Origin of the sequence: Roseomonas acroporae (genome assembly GCF_023223525.1) — a bacterium.
Classification (GTDB): Bacteria; Pseudomonadota; Alphaproteobacteria; order Acetobacterales; family Acetobacteraceae; genus Roseomonas_E; species Roseomonas_E acroporae.
This window is the reverse complement of sequence record NZ_JALPRX010000071.1, coordinates 78,891-103,410: the sequence shown is the minus strand read 5'-3', so window position 1 is coordinate 103,410 and position 24,520 is coordinate 78,891. Positions and strand designations below refer to the sequence as shown.

The window sequence follows — 24,520 nt, the reverse complement described above, 5'->3', positions numbered from 1 at the left end:
CGACCACGCTGGTCGGCACCTGGATCTCGGCGGCGACGCGCGGCGGGCGCGCGGCGAGGTCGATGATGCTGATCGTGTCGGGCGCCGGGTTCTGCGCCACCCCGGCCACGCCGTTGCGCAGCACCGCCTTGTTGTCGTTGGCCGAGATCGCGATCTCGGCCGAGGCGCCGGCGGCGCCGGCCGCCAGCAGGGCCAGTGCCGCCACGCCGGCGCGCAGCCGGTTCCGAATGCCCATCGTTTCCAACCCCATGGCTCGTTGCGGGGCCGTCGGCCCCGACGCACTGTCGGCCGGGCGCCGGCGGTTCGGCAAGACGGGGGCGGCGGATCCCCGGGGCGTCCACCGCGTCGCTCCGCCGGCCCCGCTACGGCGAACCGCAGTCCGGTCGGGACTGCGGTTCGCTGTCGCTCGTTGTTCTCGGCACGGATTCACGCCGCCGGGACCGGTACCGTCTCGCCGGGGACCGGTGCCGGCCGGAGCGGTGGGGCCGGGCGCTGCCCCGGCGGCGATCGGGCCGCGCTTTCCGGCGCGGCGTCAGGCCGTCGAGCCGGCCGAACGGTCCGTGGGGTGGTCGGCGGGCTTCGGGTTGCGCTCCAGCGCGTGGCGCAGCAGCGCCGCGGAGCGGTACACGCCGTGCACCATCTTGCTGTAGGGCACCACCAGGAACAGCGACAGCACGATGCCGAGATGGAGGGCGAGCAGCACCCCCATCGCCCCGGTGCCGCGCAGCGCCAGCAGCAGCAGGCCGGTGGCGGCGGTGAGCAGCAGCAGCACGAGCAGCGCGTAGTCGGCGCCGAGCAGGCGGCGCGCCACGGGCGCCTGGTCCTGCACCACCTTGAGCCAGATCAGCCCGCCGCAGCCCGCCACCATGCCGATGCCGCCCACCGTGCCGAGCAGCACGGGCAGGCTGAGGAAGGGGTAGGGCGCCACGCGGCCGAGGAAGTGGTCGTAGAAGGTCGCCGTGACGGTGGCGGCGAAGCAGAGCAGGAAGCCGTAGAACATGGCGTGGTGGAAGCGGCGGCGCAGGGTGGAGAAGTGCTCGCCCGTGTCGTTGCAGCCGCCGCCCCCGCCGCCGAGGTTGCGCAGCGTGAGGATGTCGTGCAGGGCGAGGGCGAGCGGTCGGCCGCGCGTCAGCTCGTCCGGCCGGCCGCCCGTGTCGCGCCAGAAATTGCGGAAGCCCATGGCCAGGGCGAGCACGGCGAACAGGAAGCTGCCGCCGGCGAGCGTCACCATCAGCCACCACGGGATGATGCGGTAGAAGGCACCCGGCCCATGCTGCGGGCTGTACAGCACCGCCGGGTCCTGGATCGCGGCGGTCAGGATCAGCGCCAGCGCCATGCCGAGGGCCGCCGCGAGCGAGACGATGGTGCCGTTGCGCCGGAACAGCCCGGCGAGCGGCTTCGGCCAGGCGTATTCCTCGTAGGTCTCGGCGCGCACCCTGGCGAAGGTGGCGGGCAGGTTGATGCCGAATTCGTGCGGCGGCGCGTACTGGCACGCATAGTAGCAGCCGCGGCAGTTGTGGCAGAGGTTGGCGAGGTAGGAGAGATCGGCCGCCGCGAATTCGCGTCGCAGCTCCATCGCCGGGAAGACGGCGCAGAAGCCCTCGCAGTAGCGGCAGGCATTGCAGATGTCCATGGCGCGGCGCGCCTCCTGGACGGACTCAGTTTCGCGCATGCTTCGCGGCCTCCCTGCCCGCGATCCGGCCGAACACGGTACCGATCGCCATGCCGAAGCCGGCGAGATAGCCCTTGCCGAGAATCGACCCCGCCATGATCTCGCCCGAGGCGAAGAGGTTGGCGGTGGGCCGGCCATCCTCCATCAGCACGCGGGCGTTCTCGTCGACCTTGACGCCGAGATAGGTGAAGGTGATGCCCGGCCGCAGCGGGTAGCCGATATAGGGCGGCACGCTGATGTCGCGCGCCCAGTTGGTCTTGGGTGGGGTGATCCCCTCGGTGCGCAGCCCGTCGAGGCGCGAGCTGTCGAAGGGGCCGGGCCGGCAGGCGGCGTTGAACGCGCGCACCGTGGCCGCGACCTTCGCCGGTGGCAGGCCGAGCTTCTCCGCCAGCCCCTCGATGGTGTCCGACTTGATGGCGGGGAAGACCGAGGGCATGAACAGGCGCTCGGCGCGGCTGTCGATGATGGCGTAGCCCACCTGGTCGGGCTGCTGCGCGACGAGCCGGCCCCAGATGGCGTAGCGCTTGGGCCAGACATCCTCGCCCTCGTCGTAGAAGCGCTCGCCGTTCCGGTTCACCACGATGCTGAACGGCACGCAGTCGAGCCTTGTCACGATGCCGCCGTCGAATTTCGGCGCCCGGCCGTCGATGGCGACGGCGTGGCACTGCGTCGGGTCGCCCACCGAGGCGACGCCCTGGTCGAGCAGGTTGCGCAGCACGCGGCCCTTGGCGTAGGGCGTGCCGCGGATCAGGAAATTCTCGGCCGCCGGTCCCCAGCCCTGCTTGAGCCATTCGAGATTGGCCTGGAAGCCGCCGGAGGAAGCCACCACCACCTTGGCCCGAACCCGTTCCGGGAAGCCCTTGCTGGTGACGACCGCCTCGCGCACGAAGCCGTCGTCGAGCACGAGGTCGGTGACTTCCGTGTCGTACAGGATGTCGATGCCCAGGCGTTCGGCCGTCGCGTAGTAGGCGTTCACCAGCGCCTTGCCGCCGCCGAGGAAGAAGGCGTTGGTGCGGGAGAGGTTCAGCGTGCCGGTCAGCGAGGGCTGGAAGCGCACGCCGCAGGCTTCCATGAAGGGCAGCGCATCGGCCGTGGCGCGGATGGTCAGCCGCGCCAGCCGCTCATCCGTCTGCCCGCCGGTGACGCGCAGCAGGTCGTCCCAGTACTCGTCCTCCAGATAGGCCTCGGTGAGCACCGAGGTGGGCGCCTTGTGCATGGTGCGCATGTTGCGCGTGTGCCGGCTGTTGCCGCCGCGCAGCGGCTTCGGCGCGTGCTCCAGCACCAGCACGCTGCACCCCGCCTGGCGCGCCGTGACCGCCGCGCACAACGCCGCGTTGCCACCACCCACCACGAGGACGTCGTAGAGCCGCGACAGGTCCACCATGGGCCGCCTCGCATCCCTTCATTGTATCCCTTCGGGTACAATACGGCGGCGGGCTGCCGGCCGCAAGCGGCGAGGCAGTGGGGAATGGTCCGACGAAAGCTGGCATGGCTATGGTGTGGTCATGCCCCCTCCCGGCCCCGACACCCCGGCGCTGCGCGACGCCCTCCGCTTCTGGGAGCGCGGCCGCCTGCTCTACGTGCTGGCGCTGGCGGCAACCGTGCTGCTGGTGGCGGGCGGGCCGGCCGGGCTGGCCGGCAGGCTGGTGCCCGGCGGCTGGCTCGGCCTGTTCTCGCTCGCGGTGATCGCCAACCTGCTCTACTGCCTCGCCTACGTGCCGGAGGGCCTGGCGATGCTGCTCGGCGTGCGGCACGGGTGGCGTCCGTTCCGGCCACCGCTGCTCGTCCTCGGCACGCTGCTGGGCTGCCTCGCCGCCTGGGCGCTCACGCCCGTGCTGCTGGGCGCCGACCCGCTGCCGATCCGGCCGGACTGAGAGGGACCCGGGCGGGCCGCCGCGCCGCTCACACGGGTCCGCACAAGTGCGGACCCGTGTGATTCGCCGATGCGGCGTGCGGCCGCCCCGCCAACCCCGCGCGGGGTGAGCGCGATGCTGCGCCCGGCGCGCTGGAACAGGCGGACGCCGAGCGCCGCCTCCAGCACCTGCACCATGCGGCTGACGGCGCCCTGGGTCACGCCCAGTTCGCGCGCGGCGGCGGTGAGGCTCGGCGTGCGGCCGGCGACGGCGGAGCCGCGGATGGCGTTGAGCGAGGGACGGCGTGTCCCGGTCATGAATTCCGATGAGTTCATCTCATGACATCCGACGGCGATACCGTTTGCGCGCCGTCAGGGAAGGACGCACCCGCCCGGCCTGCCGCGCGAGGGCGCGGGACGAATGCCCTTGCCCCCTTCCACATCGCGTTCCCGCTCAAGCACTTGGAAGCCGCGCGCGAATTCCATGGAGGCATTGCCGGAACCTCCGCAGGGCACAGTCCCGATACATGGATGCCTTCGGGTTCTTCGGCCACCGGATCGTCGCCCGCCACCGCCGCGCGCGGCGGCGGGAGCGGGGCTTCGTGATCGAGCCTCATCTCCGCTTCAGGAACCGGACAGGCGGGCGGACCACGATCCCTTCCTCGATCCGGCCGCAACTCGCTGAAGTTCGCGGCTTTCGGCGACATGTCGCCGCCATTCGCGAAGCGGGACGGGATGATCGGTTGCGGGCCGGGCAGCTCGCCCGGATCGCGGCGTCCGCCGCAAGGCAGTGCCTCTTTCGTCGTTCGAAGTATCCATCCTTCGACCGAAAGTATTGATTCCGGAGATGGACAGATGCCGCACAGGCCACGGCCAGATCAGGAAAATGCCCAGACTTCGGACTTCCTGCCGGCATCATGGGCACACGAAGGAAATTCCCCTGTCGATGCCTTTTTCTGTTGCATCGCGAAAAAGTGGGGTCTAGGCAGCCTGCGCGGCGACGACGCGGCGCAAGCGCAGCATCGCCTCGACGCAAAAGTCATGGATCGACAGCATGGGCCCGCGTGCCGTCATCGTTCCGATGCGGCCCGCCGCGGCGAGAGGCATGGATGACACGAGGCGCGCGCTTGGCCGTCGACATCGGCGGCACCTTCACCGATCTCGCCGTGGAGTGGGCCGGCCCCGGCGGGACGGCGCGCCAGACCGCCAAGGTGCTGACCACGCCGCACGCGCCGGAGCAGGGCGTGCTGGAAGGCATCCGGGTGCTGCTGGCCAAGGCCGGCCTCGCCCCCGGTGACATCGCGCTGTTCGTCCACGGCACGACGCTCGCGACCAACGCCGTGATCGAGCGCAAGGGCGCGCGCACGGCGCTGCTGACCACCGAGGGCTTCCGCGACGTGCTCGCCCTCGGCAACGAGAGCCGTTACGACCAGTACGACCTCGACATCGAGCTGCCGCAGCCGCTGGTGCCGCGCCGCTGGCGCGTGCCGGTGCCGGAGCGGCTCGACAACACCGGCAAGGTGCTGCTGCCGCTGGACGAGGCCGCGCTGCGCGAACGCGTCGCCTTCCTGCGCGCCGAGGGCATCGAGAGCCTGGCGATCGGCTTCCTGCACGCCTTCCGCAACCCGGCGCACGAGCAGCGCGCCGCCGCGATCCTGCGCGAGCTGTGGCCGGAGCTGCCGGTCTCGCTGAGCAGCGAGGTGAGCCCGGAGATGCGCGAGTGGGAGCGCTTCTCCACCACCGTCGCCAATGCCTATGTCCAGCCGCTGATGGCCAGCTACCTGCACCGGCTGCGCGACGGCGTGCAGGCGGCGGGCTTCGCCTGCCCGCTCTTCCTGATGCTCTCGGGCGGCGGGCTGACCACGCTGGAGACGGCGGCGCGCTTCCCGATCCGCCTCGTGGAGAGCGGCCCGGCGGGCGGCGCCATCTTCTCGGCGCACGTGGCGCGCCAGCGCGGCTTCGCCAACGTGCTCTCCTTCGACATGGGCGGCACCACGGCGAAGATCTGCCTGATCGACGACTTCCGGCCGCAGAACAGCCGCACCTTCGAGGTGGCCCGCGTCGGGCGCTTCAAGAAGGGCTCCGGCCTGCCGCTGCGCATCCCGGTGATCGAGATGGTGGAGATCGGCGCCGGCGGCGGCTCGATCGCGCAGGTGGACAGCCTCGGCCGCATCCAGGTGGGGCCGGAGAGCGCCGGCGCCGATCCGGGCCCGGCCTGCTACGGCCGCGGCGGCACGCGCCCGGCGGTGACCGACAGCAACCTCGCCCTCGGCCGCTACGACCCGAAGCTGTTCGCCGGCGGCAACCTGCCGCTCTTCCCCGAGCGGGCGCGCGCGGCGCTGGCCGAGCATGTCGGCGGCAGGCTGGGCCTCGACGCGCCGATGGCGGCGCTCGGCGTGGTCGAGATGGTGGACGAGAACATGGCCAACGCGGCCCGCGTCCACGCCATCGAGAGCGGCACGGGCTACGAGGGCCGCGTGATGATCGCCTTCGGCGGCGGCGGGCCGGTGCACGGCTACCGCGTCGCCGAGAAGGTCGGCATCGACCGCGTGCTGGTGCCCTCCGGCGCCGGCGTCGGCTCGGCGATCGGCTTCCTGCGCGCGCCGGTGGGCTACGAGGTGGTGCGCTCGCTCTACCAGCGCTTCGCCAGCTTCGACGTGGCGGCGGTGAACGCGCTGCTCGACGACATGGTGGCCGAGGCGGAGCAGGTGGTCGCGGCCGGCGCCTTCGGCGCGGCCACGGTGCAGACGCGCATCGCCTACATGCGCTATGTCGGCCAGGGGCACGAGATCGCGGTGCGCCTGCCCGCCCGCACCCTGACGGCGGCGGACGTGGCGGCGATCCGCGCCGAGTACGACGCGGAGTACAGCCGCTTCTTCGACCGCCCCGTGCCGGGCAGCGACGTGGAGGTGATGAGCTTCGCCGTCACCGTCGCGACCGAGGTGGCGGCGGCCGAGCCGGTGGCCGAGCCCGAGGCGGCGCCCGCCCCGGCGCCGGCGCGTACCCAGGCGGTGCGCGACACGGCCACGGGCGAGGTCTCGGACTGGGCGGTGTACGACCGCGCCGCGATGGCGCCCGGCGCCACCCTGCGCGGCCCGGCGATCGTCGCCGAGGCGGAAACCAGCACGCTGGTCGGCCCCGGCTGGCGCTGCCGCGTCGACGGGCTCGGCTATCTGGAACTGGTGAAGGAGGCGGCGTGATGCCCGACGGGAACAGCAACGGCGCGCTCGCCGCCATCCAGCGGCAGATCCAGTGGAACCGCCTGATCGCGGTGGTGGAGGAGCAGGCGCAGACCATGATCCGCACCGCCTTCAGCACCACGGTGCGCGAGGCGGGCGACCTTTCGGCCGGCATCTTCGACCTCCAGGGCCGCATGCTGGCCCAGGCCGTCACCGGCACGCCGGGGCACGTCAACTCCATGATGGAGAGCGTGGGCCACTTCCTGGCCAAGTTCCCGGTGGAGACGATGCAGCCGGGCGACCACTACATCACCAACGATCCCTGGCTCGGCACCGGCCACCTGCACGACCTGACCGTGGTGACGCCGGCCTTCCACAAGGGCAGGATCGTCGGCCTGTTCGCCAACACCGCGCACGTGATCGACGTGGGCGGGCTCGGCATGGGGCCCGAGGGGCGCTCCGTGTTCGAGGAGGGGATGTACATCCCGATCGTCAAGTGCTTCGACCGGGGCCGGGCGAACGAGACCTTCTTCGACTTCATCCGCGCGGGCTCCCGCACGCCGGTCGAGCTGGAGGGCGACGTCTATTCCCTCTGCGCCTGCAACGACGCCGGCGCCAAGCGGCTGGTCGAGATGCTGGACGAGTTCCGCCTCGACGGGCTGGACGCGCTGGCCGCCTACATCTTCGACAGCTCGCTCCGCGCGACGCTGGCCGAGATCGAGCGCCTGCCGCGCGGCACCTACCGCGCCGAGATCCGCTCCGACGGCTACGAAGCGCCCGTCACGCTGAAGGCGGCGATGACGGTCCACCCCGACCACATCGAGGTGGACTACGCCGGCACCTCCGGCCTCTCCGGGCGCGGCATCAACGTGCCCGCCGCCTACACCCGCGCCTATGCCTGCTTCGGCATCAAGTGCGTGGTGGCGCCGGAGATCCCGAACAACTGGGCCAGCCTCGCGCCCTTCCGCATGGTGATCCCGGAGGGCTGCATCCTCAACGCGCCGCGCCCCTTCGCGGTCAGCGTGCGCCACATCGTCGGCCAGCTCCTGCCCGATCTGATGATGGGCTGCCTGCACCAGGCGGTGCCGGACCGGGTGGTGGCCGAGGGCTCCTCGGCGCTGTGGAACCCGCCGCTGCGCGGCGGCGCGCAGGTCTCGGGCGGCGAGGCGGTGCTGCCGGACTTCGAGATCATCACCTTCAACTCCGGCGGCACCGGCGCGCGCCGGGGCAAGGACGGGCTGGACGGCACCGCCTTCCCCTCCGGCGTGCGCACCATGCCGGTGGAGGCGACGGAGAACGTGGCGCCGGTGATCTTCTGGAAGAAGGAGCTGCGCCCGGATTCGGCCGGAATCGGCCGCACCCGCGGCGGCTTCGGCCAGATCATGGAGATCGGCACCAAGGGCGAGCAGGAATTCGCCGTCAACGCCATCTTCGACCGCGTCGCCAACCCGCCGCGCGGCCGCGACGGCGGCGGCGACGGCGCGCCGGGCTGGGTCGGGCTGACCGACGGCGAGACGCTGCGCAGCAAGGGCTACCAGGTGATCCCGAAGGGCAAGCGCCTGCTGCTGCTGCTGCCCGGCGGCGGCGGCATGGGCGACCCGGCCGGGCGCGACCCGGCGCTCACCGAGCGCGACAGGGCCGACGGGCTGGTCACGCGCTGAAGGCGGGGCCGCCCCGCCGCCGCGCCCGCCGGGGCGTGGCGCCGCCGGCGGGCGTGGCGCGGCTCACGTCTCCAGGGCCGCCGCCTCGGCCAGCACGTCCGACAGGTGGTGCGCCAGCATTTCCGTGGCGATGGGCAGCGGGGTGCCGGCGCGGCCGTAGAGGTTCAGGCCGCTCTGCAGATGGCCGCGGCCGTGCCGCAGCGGCACATGGGCCAGGAGACCGGCGGCGAGCTCCTGCTCGATGCCGATGCGGGTCATCAGCCCCACCCCGAGGCCTCTGAGGACGAGCTGCTTCATCAGGTCGATGGAGCCCGCCTCGTAGCGCCCGCGATCCGCCAGCCCCGCCTGGACGAGCATGGGGTGGAGCTGCTGCCGGTTGGCGAAGTTCCCCTTCGGCAGGATGAGCGGGTGGTGGCGGATCTCGCTCAGGGAGGTGTGCGGCAGCGCCGCCAGGGGTGAGGCCGCCGGCGCCACGGCGCCGAGGCGGAACCGTGCCGCGGCGATCCGGCGCAGCTCCGGGCGCGGCCCGACCTCGAAGGCCAGGCCCAGATCGGCCTCCCCGGCGGCGACCGCGGCCGGGATCGCCTCGGTGCCGAGAATGGCGACCCCGATGCTGACCCGCGGGTAGCGGGCGCTCATGGCGGCGATGGCGGCCGGGACGAGGTGGTGGCACAGGCCCTCCAGGGTCGCCAGCTCGACATGGCCCGCCTCCAGCCCCTTCAGCGCGTCCAGCGCCGACCGGACCCGCTCCGCGTCGCGCAGCACGCCGATGACGTGGTGGGCGAGGATCTCCCCCGCCGCGGTCAGCTTCAGGCCGTCGGGCAGGCGCTCGAACAGCGGCGCCTGCACTTCCGCCTCCAGCGCGAGGATCTGCCGGTTGACCGCGGAGGAGGCGACGTTGAGGCGGCGCGCGGCCTCCCGGATGCCGCCGGCGCGGCGGACGGCGTCGAAGTAGGCCAGCGCCGCCGCGTGGATGCGATAGCGGGGCCGCTGCACGGCCGCCTCCGTCACTGATGCCGGAACGGCATCAGCATGGCCGATATCCTGTTCTTGTTCGAGCGGTATCCTTCTGGGAAAGGTGCGGACGGGCGGCCCGGCGGCCGGCGCGGGAGGTGCCGGCGGCGCTTCACCCCGGGCCGGCGCGGCACCCGCGACGCGACGCGGGACCTGCCGCCGACGCAACGCACCGGTCCGGACGGTCCCGGCCCCGGCACGCACGGAAGGGAATGATCCTCGATGCCGACTGCTCCACCCGATCTTGCGGTGCCCGCGCCGGGCGCCGTCCCCGCGGGAGGCGACGTCGTCACCCGCGACGCCTGGAAGGCCCTCGCGGGTTCCGCCCTCGGCTACGCTATGGACGGCTTCGACCTGCTGATCCTGGGCTTCATGCTGCGGGCCATCGCCGCCGATCTCGGCCTCACCCAGGCCGAGGCCGCCTCGCTGGTGACCGCCACGCTGGTCGGCGCCGTGATCGGCGGCGTCGGCTTCGGCATGCTCTCGGACCGGCTCGGGCGGGTGCGGGTGCTGACCTGGACCATCGTGCTGTTCGCGGTCTTCACCGGCCTCTGCGCCCTGGCGCAGGGCTACTGGGACCTGCTGGCCTACCGCACCATCGCCGGCATCGGCCTCGGCGGCGAGTTCGGCATCGGCATGGCGCTGGTGGCCGAGGCCTGGCCGGCCAGCAGGCGGGCGCGCGCCTCCTCCTATGTCGGCCTCGGCTGGCAGCTCGGCGTGCTGGCGGCGGCGCTGCTGACGCCGCTGCTGCTGCCGGCGATCGGCTGGCGCGGCATGTTCGCCATCGGCCTGTTCCCCGCCGTCGCCGCCTACTTCATCCGCCGCGGCCTGCACGAGCCGGAGGTGTTCGTCGCGCATTCCGCGCGCGGGGAGAATGCGAAGGCCGCGACGCCGCCGGCAAAGTCCTCGCTGCGGCTGCTGGTGGCGGATGCGGAGACGGCGCGCCGCAGCCTCGGCATGGTGATCCTCTGCGGCGTGCAGAATTTCGGCTACTACGGCGTGATGATCTGGCTGCCGAACTACCTCTCGGGGCGGTTCGGCTTCGGCCTCACCCAGTCGGCGGCCTGGACCGCCGTCACCATCCTCGGCATGGCGGTGGGCATCTACGCCTTCGGCCACGTCGCGGACCGCGTCGGCCGCCGGCCGGCCTTCCTCGCCTGGATGCTCGGCGCCGCCGTGATGGTGGTGGTGTATTCGCGGCTGACCGATCCCATGGCGCTGCTGGTGGCCGGCGCGGTGATGGGCTTCTTCGTCAACGGCATGCTCGGCGGCTACGGCGCGCTGATGAGCGAGCTCTACCCGACGGCGGCGCGCGCCACGGCGCAGAACGTGCTGTTCAACATCGGCCGCGCCATCGGCGGCTTCGGCCCGGTCGTGGTCGGCGCCGTCGCCATGGCCTGGGGGTTCGACACCGCCATCGCCCTGCTCGCGCTGCTCTACGGGCTCGACATGCTGGCGCTGTGGCTGCTGATCCCCGAGCGCAAGGGCGAGGCGCTGTCATGAGCGCCACGGCAGAAGCCGCGGCCGAGGGGCCCGGCGCCTTCCGCCCGAGCGCGGCGGAGGAGGCTGTCGCGGTCCTCGCCAACGAGGTCGTCAACGGCGAGTACCGCCATCTCGTGGTCTCGTGCAGCGAGCTGGCGGCGACGGCGGCGCCGGGGCAGTTCTACCAGCTCCTCTGCCCCGCCCCGCCCGGCACCCCGGCGGGCGCGGCGCCCTTCCTGCGCCGCCCGATGAGCCTCTACGGCGCCGACCCGGCGCGGCGGCGGGTGGAGTTCCTCTACAAGGTGACGGGCCTCGGCACGCGGGGCCTCGCCACCCTCGCCCCGGGCGACACGATGCAGCTCCTCGGCCCGCTCGGCCGCGGCTACCGGCTGGACCCGGCCTGGAAGCACATCGTCGCGGTGGGGCGCGGCGCCGGCCTCGCGACGCTCGGGCCGATGGCGCAGGCGGCGCGGCGGGCGGGGATCGGCGTCACCGCCATCCTCTCGGCGCGCCGGCCGGACCTCGTCGTCTCCGACGCGCTGTTCCGCGCCCACGGCGCCACGGTGCTGACCGTGACCGACGCCGAGGGCAGCAGCGGCCCGGCCAATGTGGAGCGGCTGCTGCGCGGCCTGATCGCCGAGGGGCGCTGCGACGCCTTCTTCACCTGCGGCTCGGCCCGCCTGCTGCGGGTGCAGCAGCTGCTCGCGCGCGAGTTCGGCCTGCCCGGCCAGGTGGCGATGGAGCAGCAGATGGCCTGCGGCCTCGGCCTCTGCTTCTGCTGCGTGCGCGACTTCAACCTGGGCGGCGAGATCGTCCACCGGCGCGTCTGCTGGGACGGCCCGGTCTTCGACCTGCTGGAGGCGCTGCCGTGACCGACCTTGCCGTGACGATCGGCGGGCTGCGCCTCGCCAATCCGGTGATGCCCGCCTCCGGCACCTTCGCCGAGGGGCTGGGCGAGGCGATCGACCTCGACCGGCTCGGCGCCCTGGTGACCAAGACCGTCACCCGCGAGCTGCGCGACGGCAACCCGCTGCCGCGCGTGGCCGAGGTGGCGGGGGGCATGCTCAACGCCATCGGCATCCCGTCGAAGGGCATCCCCTACCTGCTGGAGAAGACGGTGCCGCTCTACCGGCGCTGGTCGCCGCCGCTGGTGGTCTCCATCTCGGCGCCGACCGCCGAGGGCTTCGCCTCGCTGGCGGCGGAGATCAGCGTGCCGGGGGTGGCCGCCATCGAGGCCAACATCTCCTGCCCGAACATCGAGGAGGACGGCAAGGCCTTCGCCATGCGCGCCGCCTCCACCGAGGCGGTGGTGCGCCAGCTCCGCGCCGCGACCGCGCTGCCGCTCTGGGTCAAGCTCACGCCCAACACCGGCGACATCGCCGAGGTGGCGCGGGCGGCCGAGGGCGCGGGCGCCGACGCGCTGGTGGTGGCCAACACGGTGCTCGCCATGTCGATCGACCTGAACACCTTCCGCCCGCGCCTCGGCAACGTCATGGGCGGCCTCTCGGGCCCGGCGATCAAGCCGATGATCCTGCGCCAGGTCTACCAGTGCGCCCGCGCCGTGCGCGCCCCGGTCATCGGCTGCGGCGGCATCGCCACGGCGGCGGACGCGGCCGAGTACATGCTGGCCGGCGCGGCGGCGGTGCAGGTGGGCACCGCGACCTTCCTCAACAGCCGCGCCATGATCGAGGTGATCGAGGGGCTGGACCGCTTCTGCGAGGCGCGCGGCATCGACCGCGTCGCCTCGCTGACCGGCGCGCTGCGGCACGAGGAGGCCGACGAGGAAGACCTTTCCTGGGTATCCCCGGCGCCATGACGGCGGACCGGACGGGCGCCGCGCCGGCGGTGCCGGGCGCCACGACGTCATCCGCGCCGGGCGTCACGATGCCACCCGCGCCGGGCGGCGCGGCCGCCGCGGCGCCGGTTTCCGGACCGGCCCCCGGATCGACCGAGGCGCCTCCCTGGCTGGGCGAGGCCGCCGCCGCGAGCCGCGCCCTGGCGGAGGAATTGTTCGACGCGCTGCGCCGCGCCGGCGACGACGGCGTCGGCATCACCCGCGACAGCTACGGCGCCGGCGAGAGCGCGGCGCTCGACCTCGTCGAGGCGGCGGCGCGCCGGCACGGGCTGGAGACGGCGCGCGACGCCGGCGCCAACCTGGTCGTCACCCTGCCCGGCAGCGATCCCGCCCTGCCCGCCCTGGCCTGCGGCTCGCACCTCGATTCCGTGCCGCAGGGCGGCAATTTCGACGGCGCGGCGGGGGTGATCGCCGGGCTGATGGCGCTGGCGCGGCTGCGGGCCGAAGGCTTCGCGCCCCGCCGCGCCATCCGCCTCTACGCGCTGCGCGGCGAGGAGAGCGCCGCCTTCGGCCGGGCCTACATGGGCTCCTCAGCGCTGTTCGGGCAGCTCTCCCCGGCCGACCTCGCCCTGCCGCACGCCGTCACCGGCCGCACCCTGCGCGACTGCATGGCCGAGGCCGGCGCCGACGTGGCGCGGATCGGGCGCGGCGAGGCGCTGCTGGACCCGGCCTCGCTCTCGGCCTGGCTGGAGCTGCACATCGAGCAGGGGCCGGTGCTGGTCGCCCGCCGCCTGCCCGTCTCGGTGGTGACCGGCATCCGCGGCAATGTCCGCCACCGCAGCGTCACCTGCCTCGGCGAGGCCGGCCATTCCGGCGCGGTGCCGCGCTGGCTGCGCCACGACGCGGTGTTCGCCGCCGCCGACCTGCTGCACCGGCTGGACGGGCACTGGCAGGCGATGCTCGGCCAGGGCCACGACCTCGTGGTGACGACCGGGGTGCTGGGCACCGACCCGGCCGAGCACGCCATCGCCCGAATCCCCGGCCGGCTGCGCTTCTCCTTCGAGGCGCGCAGCCAGTCCCAGGCGACGCTGGAGGCGTTCCATGCGCTGTTCGTGGAGGAGTGCGGCCGCGTCGAGGCGGAGCGCGGCGTGCGCTTCGCGGCGGAGCGGCGCCTGGACACCGCGCCGGCGGTGATGGACCCGGGCTGGATCGGGCGGCTGCGCGGCATCGTCCGCCGCCTGGGCCTGCCCGACGAGCCCATGGCCAGCGGGGCGGGCCACGACGCGGCCGTCTTCAGCAATGCCGGCGTGCCCAGCGTCATGCTCTTCGTGCGCAACGAGAACGGCTCCCACAACCCGCGGGAGGCGATGGAGATGGAGGATTTCATGGCCGGTGCCGAGGTGCTGCGGCTCGCCCTGACCGAGGGGGCCGCCTGACCATGCCGGCGGACGCTGCGACCGCCCCGATCGCGTCCCGCCGTCCGGGCGGATCCGCGCCCCCGGGCGTTCCCGCCTGCCGGCGCGCCGCTCCGGTGCCGACGGCCGCCGCGGCGGATGCCCCGGCGCAGGGTGGCGGAGACGCGGCCCGGGACATCCGGGAGGACGGCCGATGACGGGCGCGGACGGCGCCGGTGCCGCCCCCGCCGGGACGGGTGCCGGGATGGCCAGGCTCCTGCTGGAGGCAGGGGCGGTCCAGGTCAGCCATGACCGCCCCTTCGTGCTGGCGGCGGGCTGGGCCAGCCCCGTCTACGTGGACTGCCGGCGCCTGCTGGGCATGCCGCACCTGCGCGCCGGGGCCATCGCCCTGGCCCTGGACTACCTCCGGCAGCGCTTCGGCGCCGCGCCGCCCTTCGACGCCGTCGCGGGGGGGGAGACGGCCGGCATCCCCTGGGCATCCTGGATCGCGGACCGGCTCGGCCTGCCGCTGCTCTACGTCCGCAAGCGACCCCTGGGCATCGGGCGCCACGCCCAGGTCGAAGGTGGTGCGCCGGAGGGCTCGCGGGTGCTGCTGGTGGACGACCTCGCGACCGACGCGGCCAGCAAGGTCGCCTTCGCCCAGGGGTTGCGGACCGCCGGGATGCGGCTGTCCGACGCGCTGGTGCTGTTCCACAACCGCGCCTTTCCCGGCTGGGATGCGCGCCTCGAGCATCTGGGCCTGTCGCTGCACGCGCTGGCCAGCTGGGACGACGTGCTGCGCCCGGAAGCGGGCGAAACGCTGCTCTCCCCGGCGGACCGGGACGTGATCGAGCGGTTCCTGCGCGACCCGGCGGGCTGGTCGGCCGACCATGGCGGCCGCAGGGCGCCCATGACGCCGCCCCGGTGATCGAGGCTGGACCGGGCGGCGCCGCCAGGAACGCGGCCCTGCCTCGGCCGCCTCAACCCGGCGCGGCGACCAGCGCGCCGACGGACGGGCGCGCCGGCAGCGGCCGCGCTTCCACCAGGCACGTGCCGGGCAGGGTCAGCCAGGTGCGCGTGCCCACGCCCGGCACCGCCTCCAGCCGCAGCTCGCCACCATGGGCGCGCATCAGGCGCTGCGCCATGGCCAGGCCGAAGCCCATGCCGCGGGTGCGCATCGCCTCGTCCCCCGCCGCCGCGTCCACCGCGAGATCCCCGGCGCCCGCGCCCATCCCCTCGTCCTCGACGATCAGCGAGACGGTGTCGGCGGTGCGCAGGAGGCGCAGCGCGATGAAGTCGCCATCCCGCGACAGCCGCGCCGCCCGGGTCAGCACATGGGACAGGACGCCGTGCAACGCCCGCCGGTCGGCATGCAGGGTGGCGACCTCCAGCTCCCGCGCGATCCGCCAGTGCCGGCAGGCGGGGCCGAGCAGGCTGCCCACCGTCTCCGTCACCTCGCGCAGCAGGGGCGCCACGGGAAAGGCCTCCGGCGCCACCACGCCGGGCCCGGCCTCGGCCGCGGCAAGGTCGGCGACGTCCTCGGTCAGCCGCAGCAGCTCGCGCGCCATGGCGGCGATGGCCAGCGCGCCGACGCTGACCGCCTCGGGCGCCGCCTCGGGCGACTGCGCCCCAAGCCGCTCCGCATGGCCCAGCATGCCGAAGGCCGGCACGCGCAATTCCCTGGCCACCAGCCCCAGGCAACGTCCGCCGGCCGCGAGGCCGCGCCGCGCCTCCGCCAACGCCGCCTCGCAATGCCGGAGCCGCCGGCGATAGTGCAGGCAGGCCCCTGCCAGGAGCGACAGGACCAGGGCACAGACAGCCAGGAAAACGGGATTCTCGGGCATGCCGGCATCAGTAATGCGACAAACCCTGATGCCGGGTTAACCGGCACCGCGATGGCGCCTCACGAGCCGGTGCGCGCCCGCGGCGGCGCGCCCGCACGTCGCGGAAGCCCGCCGGGACAAGGCCCCGGCATGGCAGCGTCCCACATCGGCCAGGGCGGCCGCCCGTGCGGCGCGCCCCGTGCCGGCTTCAGGCCGCGGCGGCGGCCGTCTTGCTTCAGGCCGCGGCGGCGGCCTTCTTGGCCTGGGCGCGCGCGATGCGGCGCTTCAGCGTGATCGCCTCGGTCGGCAGGCGGCGGTCCGGCGTCTCCAGCAGGAAGCTGTCGAGGCCGCCATTGTGCTCCACCGTGCGGATGCCGTGCGTGGTCAGGCGCAGGCGGATGCTGGTGCCGAGCACGTCGGAGAAGAACGACGTCTCCTGCAGGTTCGGCAGGAAGCGGCGCCGGGTCTTGTTGTTGGCGTGGCTGACGTTGTTGCCGGTCAGCACGCCCTTGCCGGTGATACCGCAGCGGCGGGCCATGACGCGTACTCCTGAATCTCGCAAGGGGCGCCCCGAGCGGCAACGCGGGGGCGCCCGCGCACGGTCGCACCGCGCGCGGGGGAACGGTTGAGGGGCAGGCGTATGACCGAGCCGACCCGCCGCGTCAAGCCATGCGGCGCCCCGGCGGACGCCGCACCGCGGCGGTTCGGTGGATGCCGCGCCGCGATGGCCGGCCCGTACCGCTCAGCCCGGCACCGAGGCGCCCGGCGGCGGCGCCTGCCGCATGGCGCGCAATTCGCCGCTCTCCACCGAGCGCAGCGCGCTGCGCAGGATGCCGGCCACGGCGCGGTCGTCCAGCGTGCGCGAGAGCAGCCCGAGCGCCCCGCCGAGCAGCGCCGAGGCGATCGAGATCGAGGCGATGTTCTGCTCCAGCATGTACTCGATGGCCTTGTCGATCACCGCGCCGGCGTGGCTGAGGTCTTCGGGGGCCATGCCCTCCGGGTCGAGCTGCATCAGGCGGATACTCCTTCTGCGGCGGGAGATAGTCGCGCCCGGCCGCTGCCGGAACCCCCGGCCGGCCAGATGCCACGGTTTCGCCGCGATGCGTCGCCGGCGGGACACGCGCGGGCGTTCCCGGCGGGGCGGGGCTCGCCCGCCGGGGCGGGGCGGGCCCCCGGAGCATTTCCAGGCCCAGCGGCCCGGAAGATGCGCCGGAGCAGCGGCCGGAGCCGTTCCGGCCCGATGCGGTCGGGCCGGAAGCGGCTCTCTGGAACGGCTCTCTGGAACAACTCCGGGCGGCACGGCCCCGGAGGATCAGCCCCCGCGCGGCGCCTCCGCCATCTCCACCGCCCGCCCGAGATCCACCGAGAGCAGGCGGGAGACGCCGCGCTCCTGCATCGTCACCCCGTACAGCCGGTGCATCCGCCCCATGGTCAGGGCGTGGTGGGTGACGACCAGGAAGCGCGTGCCCGCCTCCACCGCCATCGCCTCCAGCAGGTCGCAGAGCCGCTCCACGTTGGCGTCGTCGAGCGGCGCGTCCACCTCGTCGAGCACGCAGACCGGCGCCGGGTTGCAGCGGAACACGGCGAAGACCAGGGACAGCGCCGTCAGCGCCTGCTCGCCGCCCGAGAGCAGCGACAGGGCGGCGAGCTTCTTGCCCGGCGGCTCGGCGTAGATCTCCAGTCCCGCCTCCAGCGGGTCGTCGGAGCCGACCAGCGCCAGGTGCGCCCGGCCGCCGCCGAACAGGCGGCCGAACAGGGCGCGGAATTCCGTGTCCACGCGCTGGAACACGGCGCGCAGCCGCTCCCGGCCCTCGCGGTTCAGGTGGCCGACCGAGCCGCGCAGCTTGGCGATGGCGGCGCCGATCTCCTCGCGCTCGCGCTCGATGCCGCCGATGCGGGCCTCGATCTCGGTCACCTCGTCCTCGGCGCGCAGGTTGACCGGGCCCATCTCCTCGCGCTCGCGCAGCAGCCGCTCGGCCTTGCGCCGCGCCTTCTCCTCGGCGGCATCGGTCAGCTCCGGGCCGGGCGGCGGCAGCGGCGTGGCGCCGAGGCGCTCGGCCACGCGCCCGGCCACCGTGGCGGCGGCGGCATCGGCCTGGGCCAGCAGGCTCTCGGCCCTGACCTGCGCCTCGCGCGCCGCGGCGAAGGCGGCATCGGCCGCGCGCCGCGCCTCGGCCGCCTCGCGCGCCTCGGTCTCGGCGGCGAGCAGCGCGGCGGCGGCGGCGCGGTGGGCGGCCTCGGATTCGGCCAGGAGGCGGCCGCCCTCCCGGCGGCGGGCCTCGGCGGCCTCCGGCGCCTCGGCCACCGACTCGCGCTCGGCCGCCGCCGCATCCCGGCGGCGGCGCAATTCCCCGACGCGCCCGGCCGCATCCGTCCGGCGCGTGCCCCAGGCCGCCGCCTCGCCCGACAGCGCCGCACGGCGGGCGGCGAGCCGCGCATCCTCGCCCTCCAGCGCGAAGCGGGCGGCGCGCGCCGCCGCCTCCTCGCCGCGCGCCGCGGCCAGCGCCTCGCGCGCGGCCTCCAGCGTCGCGCGCGCCGCCTCGGGATCGGCCAGCCCGGCCTCGGCCTCGCGCAGCGCCGCCAGCGCGGCCTCCGCCTCGGCCAGCTCCGCCGTGCGGGCGGCGAGCTGCGGCTCGATCGCCGCCAGCAGGCTTGCCGCCTCGCTCGCCGCCGCCGCCAGACGGGCGGATTCCGCGCGCGCCGCTTCCAGCGCCGACTCGGCCGCCCGGCGCGCCTCCCGCGCCGCCGCCTCCGCCGCCATGGCCCGCGCGGCCTCGGCCGCCGCCGCGTCGCGCGCCGTCCGCACCGCCTCCGGCGCCGGCAGGGCCGCGACGGCCGCCGACGCGTCCGCCAGGGCCTGCCGCAGCGTCGCCAGCTCGCCATCCAGCCGCTCGCGCTGCGGCGCCAGGGCGGCGGCGCGGCTCTCCGCCTCCGCCCCCTGCGCGGCGAGGCGCGACTGCGCCGCCCGGGCCTCCTGCAATCCCTGATCCGCCCGACGACGCGCCCCACGCGCCGCCTCCAGCGCCTGCGCCGCCGCGTTCGCCGCCCGCGCCGCCTCGCCGCGCGCCGCGCGCAGGGCGGCGATCTCCGGCAGGCCGGCGAGCGTGGCCTCGGCCGCCCGGAGCGCCGCCGCCGTCTCGTCGCGCTCGGCCAGCAGCCGGTCGCGCTGCGGCGTCAGCGCCGCCACCCGGCCCGCCGCCTCGGCCTCGCGCGCCGCCAGCGCCGAGAGGGCGGAACGCGCCTCCCCGAGCCGTGCCTCGGCCAAGCGGCGCGCCTCCCGCGCCGCCGCCTCGCGCGCCGTGGCCGTCTTCGCCGCCTCGGCCGCCTCCCGGCCGGCCGTTGCCGTCCGTGCCGCCTCGGCCTCGGCGGCGGCCAGCTCGTCGCGCACCGCGCGCAGCCGGTTGCGCTGGCGCAGCCGCGCCGCCGCCGGGCCCGGGGCGCCGGCGGCCAGCACATGGCCGTCCCAGCGCCACAGCGCGCCATCCGCCCGCACCAGCGCCTGGCCGGGACGCAGCGCCGCCTGCCACGCCGCGCCGTCCGCCCCGTCCGGCAGCAGCCCGACCTGCGACAGCGCCCGCGCCAGTTCGGCCGGCGCCTCCACCAGCGCCGAGAGCGGCCGCACACCATCGCCGGGCACCGCCGAGAGCGGGTCGAGCGCCGGCAGCGCCCGCCAGTGGCGGGGGGCGGCCGGGTCGGTCGGGCTTTCTAGCGCCTCGCCCAGCGCCGCGCCGAGCGCCGCCTCCAGCCCCGCCGGCACCGTCACCGAATCGAGGATCGGCGCGCCGCCGCCGCTGCCCGCCTCGGCCAGCAGGGCGGTCAGCCCGTCCGCCTCGGCCGCGAGGCCGGCCCGCGACGCATCCGCCGCCGCCGCCGCGCGGCGCGCCGCATCCTCGGCCGCGGCCGCCCCGGCGCGCGCGGCTTCCGCCGCTTCCAGCGCCGCGCGCGTGGCCTCGGCGGCTTCGGTGGCCTCGGCCGCCGCCCGCTCGGCCGCCGCCAGCCGGTCGGCCGGCACGCGTGCCGCCTCTGCCTTCGCCAGTTCCACGCCGAGCGACTGCAACTGCCCGGCCAGGCGCTGTGCCCGCTGCGCCAGGGTGGCGCGGTCGGTCTCGGCCTGGGCGCGCGTGGCCTCGGCGCCGGTCAGGCGGCGTGCCGAGGCGGCGGATTCCTCCTCGGCCGCCGCGCGCGCGGCCTCCGCCGACTCCAGCGACGCGGCGGCCTCGGCCAGCGCCCGTTCCGCGTCGGCCAGGGCGGCGCCGGCCGCCTCCAGCCGCTCGGCCGGCACCAGCGCCCGCCGCGCCGCCTCGTGCTCGGCCACCAGCGCCGCGTGGTCGCGCTCGGCGCGCCGGGTGCGCTCGGCCAGCGCGGCCTGCGCCGCCTCCGCCCGCTCGCGCTCCGCCGCCGCCGCCTCGGCCGCCCGCGCGGCCTCCGCCGCCGCCGACTGCGCCGCCGCGCGCGCCGCCTCGGCGCGCTCCAATTCCTCGCCGGCCGCCAGACGGGCCGCCTCGGCCGCATTCACCGCCGCCGCCGCCCCGGCCAGCGCCTCGGGCGGCACCTGCATGCCGGCCGCCGCCGCGCGTTCGGCGGCCAGCGCCGCATGGCGCTCGGCGGCGCGGGCGAGGCGGGCTTCCGCCGCCTCCCGCTCCGCCGCCGCCTGGCGCGACCGGGCCGTGGCCGCCGCCGCCGCGTCGGCCGCCGCATCCGCCGCCTCGCCGGCCCGGGCCGTCGCCGCCTCGGCCGCCGCCAGCGCCTCGGCCGCCGCCTGCACGCGCGCCGGCAGGGCTGCCTCCGCGGCGACCACCTCGGCGTGCTCGGCCTCCAGCCGGGCCAGCGCCGCCGCCGCGTCGCCCTCGGCGCGCCCGGCGTGATCGAGGTCGAGCGCGATCTGGGCGAGTCGGGCCTCGGCCGCCTCCAGCGCCGCCCGCGCCCGCCGCTCGGCCTCCTCCAGCCCTTCCGACTCGACGCGCCGGCGCTCCAGCGCGGTGCGCGCCACCGCCTCGGCCTCGCGCGGGGCCGGCAGGGCCTGCTCGGCGGCGAAGACGCGGCGCACCGCCGCCTCGGCCGCCGCCTCGGCCGCGCCGGTGGCGCCGCGCGCCGCGTCGAAGCCGGCGCGCGCCTGGGCCTGCGCCGTGCGCGCCCGCGCGTCGAGCAGCGACAGCCATTCCGCCTCGGCCGCCCGCGCCATGCCGGAGAGGTTGCGGTAGCGCGCCGCCTGCCGCGCCTGCCGCTGCAGCCCCTGGCGCTGCGCGTCGAGCTGGCCGAGCAGGTCCTCGGAGCGGGTCAGGTTGGTCTCGGCGGCGCGCAGCTTCAGCTCCGCCTCGTGCCGCCGGGCGCGCAGCCCGGCGATGCCGGCCGCCTCCTCCAGCACCTGCCGGCGCTCCTCGGGCTTCGCCGCGATCAGCGTCGCGACGCGGCCCTGGCTGACCATGGCCGAGGCGCGGGCGCCGCTGCCGATGTCGGCGAACAGCGTCTGCACGTCGCGGCCACGCACCTCGCGCCCGTTGACGCGGAAGGCCGAGCCCTCGCCGCGGCTGATGCGGCGGGTGATCTCCAGCTCGTCCGCCTCGGCGTGCGGCGGCGGGGCGAGGCCGGCGGCGCCCTCCAGGCTCAGCGTCACCTCGGCGAGGTTGCGCCCCGGCCGCGTCGCGGTGCCGGCGAAGATCACGTCGTCCATCTCGCCGCCGCGCAGGGCGCGGGCCGAGCTCTCGCCCATCGCCCAGCGCAGCGCCTCGACCACGTTGGACTTGCCGCAGCCGTTCGGGCCGACGATGCCGGTGAGGCCGGGCAGCACCTCCACCGTGGTGGGCTCGGCGAAGCTCTTGAAGCCGGCGATGCGCAGGCGGGTGAGCGTGGCCGTCGCGGCGGAAGTATCCGCCGGGGCTTCGGTGGTGTCGGGGGCGTCGCTCATGCGGTGATGGTCCAGTGCCGGGACTCCGCCCCGGACCCCGGCCAGGGGCACTGCCCCTTGGGGAACCCCGCCAGGGGGCGAAGCCCCCCTGGAACCCCCCGTTCGGTTTTGGCCACGAGCGGTTCAGCCCGCGAGACCGAAAACGCCGGCGGAGGTCCAGGAACCTGAGGTTCCTGGCGGATGGGGTCCGGGGAAGGCAGCGCCTTCCCCGAAAAGGCCGACCCGGCGACCGTGGTCCCGCGCAATCTCAGCCCGCGGCCAGTTGCGCGAAGCGCTCGAAGCTGAGGTCGCCGGATTCCTTGCGGTCCCCGAAGACGAAGCTCGGCGTGGCGTCGACGCGGTAGCGCTGCTCGCCCTCGACACGCGAGGCCGTCACCGCCCGGCGCAGCGCTTGGTCCGCCTGCACCGCGTCGAATTGCTGCGCGTTCATGCCGGCGAGGGCCGCCATCTTCCGCAGCTCCTCCAGCGGGTCCTGGCGTCGGGTGAAGGCCCAGCGGTCCTGGGTGGCGAAGAGGGTGCCGATGAACGCCTCGTAGCGCTCGGCCGGCAGGGCGCGGGCGGTCATGGCGGCGGCCAGGGCGAGGCCGTCCAGCGGGAAGTCGCGCCAGACGAGGCGGACCTTGCCGGTCTGCACCAGCTCGGTCCTCACCTTCGGCAGCGTCTCCTTGTGGAAGTGGGCGCAGTGGGTGCAGGTGAGCGACATGAACTCCTGCACCCGCATCGGCGCGTCGAGCCGGCCGATGCCGCGCTCGGTCAGGCGCGGGTCGCCTTCCGGCGCGGCGGCGGGGGCGGCCGGAGCCGGGGTTTCGGTCGTGTTCCCGGCAGCCCCCCCGGCCGTTCCCCCGGCTGCGCCCCCTTGCGCCCGGACGATTCGCGGCATGGCCAGCAGCGCGCCGGCGGCGAGGATCAGGCCACGGCGGGGCGCGGCGGGGATATCGGACATGCGGTCACTCTCCCGAGTGGGCGGCGGGCCGGCGGTGGGGGGCCGCCCCGCTTCATCGGCGGTTCCGATAGACGCCCTGCGCCAGCTTTGCCAGGGCCGCGCGCAGCCCCTCCCCCGGCACCGTGCCCAGTGCCGCGCTCACCGAATCGGGCACGGGGGCCGGTCCGCGCGGGGCCGGGCGGGCGGCGGGGCCCTGCCCCGGCTGCACCGGACGCTGCACGAAGCGCAGGCGCTGCACCGCCACCTGGCCCAGCCCGGCGTTGATCCGCTCCATGAGCTGGGGGGCGAGGTGGGTCAGCTCCATGGCCATGGGGCCGGAGCAGGCGATGGTCAGCGTGCCGCCGGTGAGGGAGCGCGGCGCCGTCACGGCGGCGAGTTGCGGGCCGACCAGCGTGTGCCAGTCCGCCAGCAGCGGCGCCGCCGCGCCGCGCCGGCGCAGCGCCGGCTTCACCAGCTTCGGCACCAGCGCGCCGAGCGGCCTCGGGCCTCCGAAGAAGCGCCCCGCGAACCTATCTTCCGTCACCCGTGACCACTCCCCCGACTGCTCCCTTGGCCGCTCCCTGGGCCGCTCCCTTGGCCACCCCCGCCGACGCCCTGCTCGGATGGTACGACCGGCACCGGCGCACCCTGCCCTGGCGCGCCCCGCCCGGCGCCCCGGGAGGCGGCCGGCCCGATCCCTACCGCGTCTGGCTGTCGGAGATCATGCTCCAGCAGACCACCGTTGCCACGGTCGGGCCGCGCTACCGGCGCTTCCTGGAACGCTTCCCGACCGTCGGGGCGCTGGCGGCGGCGCCCGAGGCCGAGGTGATGGAGGAATGGGCCGGGCTCGGCTACTACGCCCGCGCCCGCAACCTGCACGCCTGCGCGAAGGCCGTGGCCGCCGCCGGCGGCTTCCCGCACACCGTGGCGGGGCTGCTCGCCCTGCCCGGCATCGGCCGCTACACCGCCGCCGCCGTCGCCGCCATCGCCTTCGACCAGCCGGCGGTGCCGACCGACGGCAACGTGGAGCGGGTGGTGGCGCGGCTGCACGCGGTGGAAGCGCCGCTGCCCGGCGCCCGGCCGAGGCTCGACGCGCTGGCGCAGCGTTTTCTCGCCGATCCCGCCATGCGCGCCCGGCCCGGCGACTTCGCGCAGGCGCTGTTCGACCTCGGCGCCACGATCTGCACCCCGCGAAACCCGGCCTGCGCCCTCTGCCCCTGGCGCGAGGGCTGCGCCGGCCACCGCCTCGGCATCGCGGCGACGCTGCCGCGCAAGGCGCCGAAGGCGGCGCGGCCGCTGCGGCACGGCGCGCATTTCCTGCTGCTCGACGGGGCGGGGCGCGCCGTGCTGCGGCGGCGGCCGCCCGAGGGGCTGCTCGGCGGCATGCTGGAGATCCCCGGCACGCCCTGGCGGGAAGCGCCCTGGGGCGAGGCCGAGGCGCTGGCCGCCGCGCCCTTCCCCGGCGTGCCCGGCGACGCCTGGCGCCTGCTGCCCGGCGTCGCCCGGCACGGCTTCACGCATCTCGAGGTGGAGATGCGGCTCTACGCCGCGGCCCTGCCCGGCCTCGACGCGCCGCCGGGCACCGAGCTGCGCCCGGTCGCCGAGGCGCGCGCCGCCCTGCCGACGGCGATGCGGCGGCTGCTGGCGCTCGCGGACGCCGCCGGCCTCGGCTGAGGCCCGCGCGGCCGGGCCACACACACGGGAGCGTGCATCTTCGTGACCGTATTTTAATGTGATGCGTCTGTGCATCGTGCCCGAATGCCTGTGGAGTAGGCGCAGCCCCCGACGCGGCGCGCCCGCACAACCTGCCGAGGAGCCCCG

The 24,520-nt window shown here is 75.6% G+C and carries 18 protein-coding genes and 2 pseudogenes; 9 read left to right on the top strand and 11 right to left on the bottom strand.

The features are described from left to right. From M0638_RS16585 to tcuA, 3 genes and pseudogenes are all read right to left on the bottom strand, one after another. Positions 1 to 235, bottom strand: a pseudogene (locus M0638_RS16585) (hypothetical protein); the annotation flags it as partial. Positions 236 to 532: 297 nt separating this feature from the next. Continuing rightward, positions 533 to 1,672 carry a tricarballylate utilization 4Fe-4S protein TcuB gene (gene tcuB / locus M0638_RS16580; protein WP_248668113.1) on the bottom strand — a complete coding sequence of 380 codons (1,140 nt, stop codon included), beginning with the start codon at positions 1,670 to 1,672 and terminating at the stop codon, positions 533 to 535. Then, positions 1,659 to 3,056 (bottom strand): FAD-dependent tricarballylate dehydrogenase TcuA, encoded by a 1,398-nt coding sequence (gene tcuA / locus M0638_RS16575; RefSeq protein WP_248668112.1) that lies wholly within the window; start codon positions 3,054 to 3,056, stop codon positions 1,659 to 1,661. Before tcuA ends, tcuB begins: the two co-directional genes overlap by 14 nt. A gap of 121 nt (positions 3,057 to 3,177) precedes the next feature. Here tcuA and M0638_RS16570 point away from each other — a divergent pair, with 121 nt between their 5' ends. Continuing rightward, on the top strand, positions 3,178 to 3,546 hold the full coding sequence (locus M0638_RS16570) for a hypothetical protein (protein ID WP_248668111.1): 369 nt from the start codon (positions 3,178 to 3,180) through the stop codon (positions 3,544 to 3,546). Between the two features lie 107 nt (positions 3,547 to 3,653). Here the strand turns inward: M0638_RS16570 and M0638_RS16565 are convergent. Continuing rightward, positions 3,654 to 3,842, bottom strand: a pseudogene (locus M0638_RS16565) (LysR family transcriptional regulator); the annotation flags it as partial. Positions 3,843 to 4,651: 809 nt separating this feature from the next. Here M0638_RS16565 and M0638_RS16560 point away from each other — a divergent pair. Continuing rightward, a complete protein-coding gene (locus tag M0638_RS16560; protein WP_456316044.1) occupies positions 4,652 to 6,724 on the top strand; it encodes a hydantoinase/oxoprolinase family protein in 2,073 nt (690 codons plus the stop codon). Then, a complete protein-coding gene (locus M0638_RS16555; protein WP_248668109.1) occupies positions 6,724 to 8,364 on the top strand; it encodes a hydantoinase B/oxoprolinase family protein in 1,641 nt (546 codons plus the stop codon). Before M0638_RS16560 ends, M0638_RS16555 begins: the two co-directional genes overlap by 1 nt. Before the next feature lie 63 nt (positions 8,365 to 8,427). Here M0638_RS16555 and M0638_RS16550 read toward each other — a convergent pair whose 3' ends face one another. Continuing rightward, positions 8,428 to 9,360, bottom strand: coding sequence for a LysR family transcriptional regulator (locus M0638_RS16550; RefSeq protein ID WP_248668108.1), 933 nt, complete (start codon positions 9,358 to 9,360; stop codon positions 8,428 to 8,430). A 240-nt stretch (positions 9,361 to 9,600) separates the two neighbouring features. On the opposite strand from M0638_RS16550, the gene M0638_RS16545 reads away from it, so the two are divergent. The 5 genes from M0638_RS16545 to M0638_RS16525 all read left to right on the top strand — a co-directional run bounded on the left by M0638_RS16545 (position 9,601) and on the right by M0638_RS16525 (position 14,977). Next, entirely contained in the window at positions 9,601 to 10,881 is a 1,281-nt protein-coding gene (locus tag M0638_RS16545) for an MFS transporter (protein ID WP_248668107.1), read from the top strand. Beyond that, positions 10,878 to 11,732, top strand: a complete 855-nt coding sequence (locus tag M0638_RS16540; RefSeq protein ID WP_248668106.1) for a dihydroorotate dehydrogenase electron transfer subunit — start codon at positions 10,878 to 10,880, stop codon at positions 11,730 to 11,732. Before M0638_RS16545 ends, M0638_RS16540 begins: the two co-directional genes overlap by 4 nt. Continuing rightward, positions 11,729 to 12,676 carry a dihydroorotate dehydrogenase gene (locus tag M0638_RS16535; RefSeq protein ID WP_248668105.1) on the top strand — a complete coding sequence of 316 codons (948 nt, stop codon included), beginning with the start codon at positions 11,729 to 11,731 and terminating at the stop codon, positions 12,674 to 12,676. Before M0638_RS16540 ends, M0638_RS16535 begins: the two co-directional genes overlap by 4 nt. Next, positions 12,673 to 14,091 carry a Zn-dependent hydrolase gene (locus M0638_RS16530; RefSeq protein ID WP_248668104.1) on the top strand — a complete coding sequence of 473 codons (1,419 nt, stop codon included), beginning with the start codon at positions 12,673 to 12,675 and terminating at the stop codon, positions 14,089 to 14,091. The genes M0638_RS16535 and M0638_RS16530 overlap by 4 nt, the downstream gene beginning before the upstream one ends. 223 nt (positions 14,092 to 14,314) lie before the next feature. Beyond that, the gene (locus M0638_RS16525) at positions 14,315 to 14,977 is read left to right on the top strand and encodes an orotate phosphoribosyltransferase (protein ID WP_248668103.1); all 663 of its coding nucleotides are present in this window, start codon (positions 14,315 to 14,317) and stop codon (positions 14,975 to 14,977) included. 52 nt (positions 14,978 to 15,029) lie between these two features. On the opposite strand, the gene M0638_RS16520 is transcribed toward M0638_RS16525, so the two are convergent. From M0638_RS16520 to M0638_RS16495, 6 genes are all read right to left on the bottom strand, one after another. Beyond that, the gene (locus M0638_RS16520; RefSeq protein ID WP_248668102.1) at positions 15,030 to 15,893 is read right to left on the bottom strand and encodes a sensor histidine kinase; all 864 of its coding nucleotides are present in this window, start codon (positions 15,891 to 15,893) and stop codon (positions 15,030 to 15,032) included. Between the two features lie 214 nt (positions 15,894 to 16,107). After that, positions 16,108 to 16,410: a 50S ribosomal protein L28 gene (gene rpmB, locus M0638_RS16515; RefSeq protein WP_248668101.1), complete on the bottom strand. Its 303-nt coding sequence runs from the start codon at positions 16,408 to 16,410 to the stop codon at positions 16,108 to 16,110. Positions 16,411 to 16,614: 204 nt separating this feature from the next. After that, positions 16,615 to 16,884 carry a hypothetical protein gene (locus M0638_RS16510; protein WP_248668100.1) on the bottom strand — a complete coding sequence of 90 codons (270 nt, stop codon included), beginning with the start codon at positions 16,882 to 16,884 and terminating at the stop codon, positions 16,615 to 16,617. 300 nt (positions 16,885 to 17,184) lie between these two features. Beyond that, complete coding sequence (locus tag M0638_RS16505; RefSeq protein ID WP_248668099.1) at positions 17,185 to 21,777, bottom strand: AAA family ATPase; 4,593 nt, start codon at positions 21,775 to 21,777, stop codon at positions 17,185 to 17,187. Between the two features lie 247 nt (positions 21,778 to 22,024). Beyond that, positions 22,025 to 22,720 carry a DsbA family protein gene (locus tag M0638_RS16500; protein WP_248668098.1) on the bottom strand — a complete coding sequence of 232 codons (696 nt, stop codon included), beginning with the start codon at positions 22,718 to 22,720 and terminating at the stop codon, positions 22,025 to 22,027. 52 nt (positions 22,721 to 22,772) lie between these two features. Next, entirely contained in the window at positions 22,773 to 23,243 is a 471-nt protein-coding gene (locus M0638_RS16495; protein WP_248668097.1) for a DUF721 domain-containing protein, read from the bottom strand. Positions 23,244 to 23,293: 50 nt separating this feature from the next. Here M0638_RS16495 and M0638_RS16490 point away from each other — a divergent pair, with 50 nt between their 5' ends. Beyond that, positions 23,294 to 24,373 (top strand): A/G-specific adenine glycosylase, encoded by a 1,080-nt coding sequence (locus M0638_RS16490; protein ID WP_248668096.1) that lies wholly within the window; start codon positions 23,294 to 23,296, stop codon positions 24,371 to 24,373. Positions 24,374 to 24,520 lie beyond the last annotated feature (147 nt).

Bases quoted from the DNA above. Each gene is read 5' to 3' on its own strand.
- tcuB (WP_248668113.1), bottom strand. From the start codon at position 1,672: ATGCGCGAAACTGAGTCCGTCCAGGAGGCGCGCCGCGCCATGGACATC.
- tcuA (WP_248668112.1), bottom strand. From the start codon at position 3,056: ATGGTGGACCTGTCGCGGCTCTACGACGTCCTCGTGGTGGGTGGTGGC.
- M0638_RS16570 (WP_248668111.1), top strand. From the start codon at position 3,178: ATGCCCCCTCCCGGCCCCGACACCCCGGCGCTGCGCGACGCCCTCCGC.
- M0638_RS16555 (WP_248668109.1), top strand. From the start codon at position 6,724: ATGCCCGACGGGAACAGCAACGGCGCGCTCGCCGCCATCCAGCGGCAG.
- M0638_RS16545 (WP_248668107.1), top strand. From the start codon at position 9,601: ATGCCGACTGCTCCACCCGATCTTGCGGTGCCCGCGCCGGGCGCCGTC.
- M0638_RS16540 (WP_248668106.1), top strand. From the start codon at position 10,878: ATGAGCGCCACGGCAGAAGCCGCGGCCGAGGGGCCCGGCGCCTTCCGC.
- M0638_RS16530 (WP_248668104.1), top strand. From the start codon at position 12,673: ATGACGGCGGACCGGACGGGCGCCGCGCCGGCGGTGCCGGGCGCCACG.
- M0638_RS16525 (WP_248668103.1), top strand. From the start codon at position 14,315: ATGGCCAGGCTCCTGCTGGAGGCAGGGGCGGTCCAGGTCAGCCATGAC.
- M0638_RS16520 (WP_248668102.1), bottom strand. From the start codon at position 15,893: ATGCCCGAGAATCCCGTTTTCCTGGCTGTCTGTGCCCTGGTCCTGTCG.
- rpmB (WP_248668101.1), bottom strand. From the start codon at position 16,410: ATGGCCCGCCGCTGCGGTATCACCGGCAAGGGCGTGCTGACCGGCAAC.
- M0638_RS16510 (WP_248668100.1), bottom strand. From the start codon at position 16,884: ATGCAGCTCGACCCGGAGGGCATGGCCCCCGAAGACCTCAGCCACGCC.
- M0638_RS16505 (WP_248668099.1), bottom strand. From the start codon at position 21,777: ATGAGCGACGCCCCCGACACCACCGAAGCCCCGGCGGATACTTCCGCC.
- M0638_RS16500 (WP_248668098.1), bottom strand. From the start codon at position 22,720: ATGTCCGATATCCCCGCCGCGCCCCGCCGTGGCCTGATCCTCGCCGCC.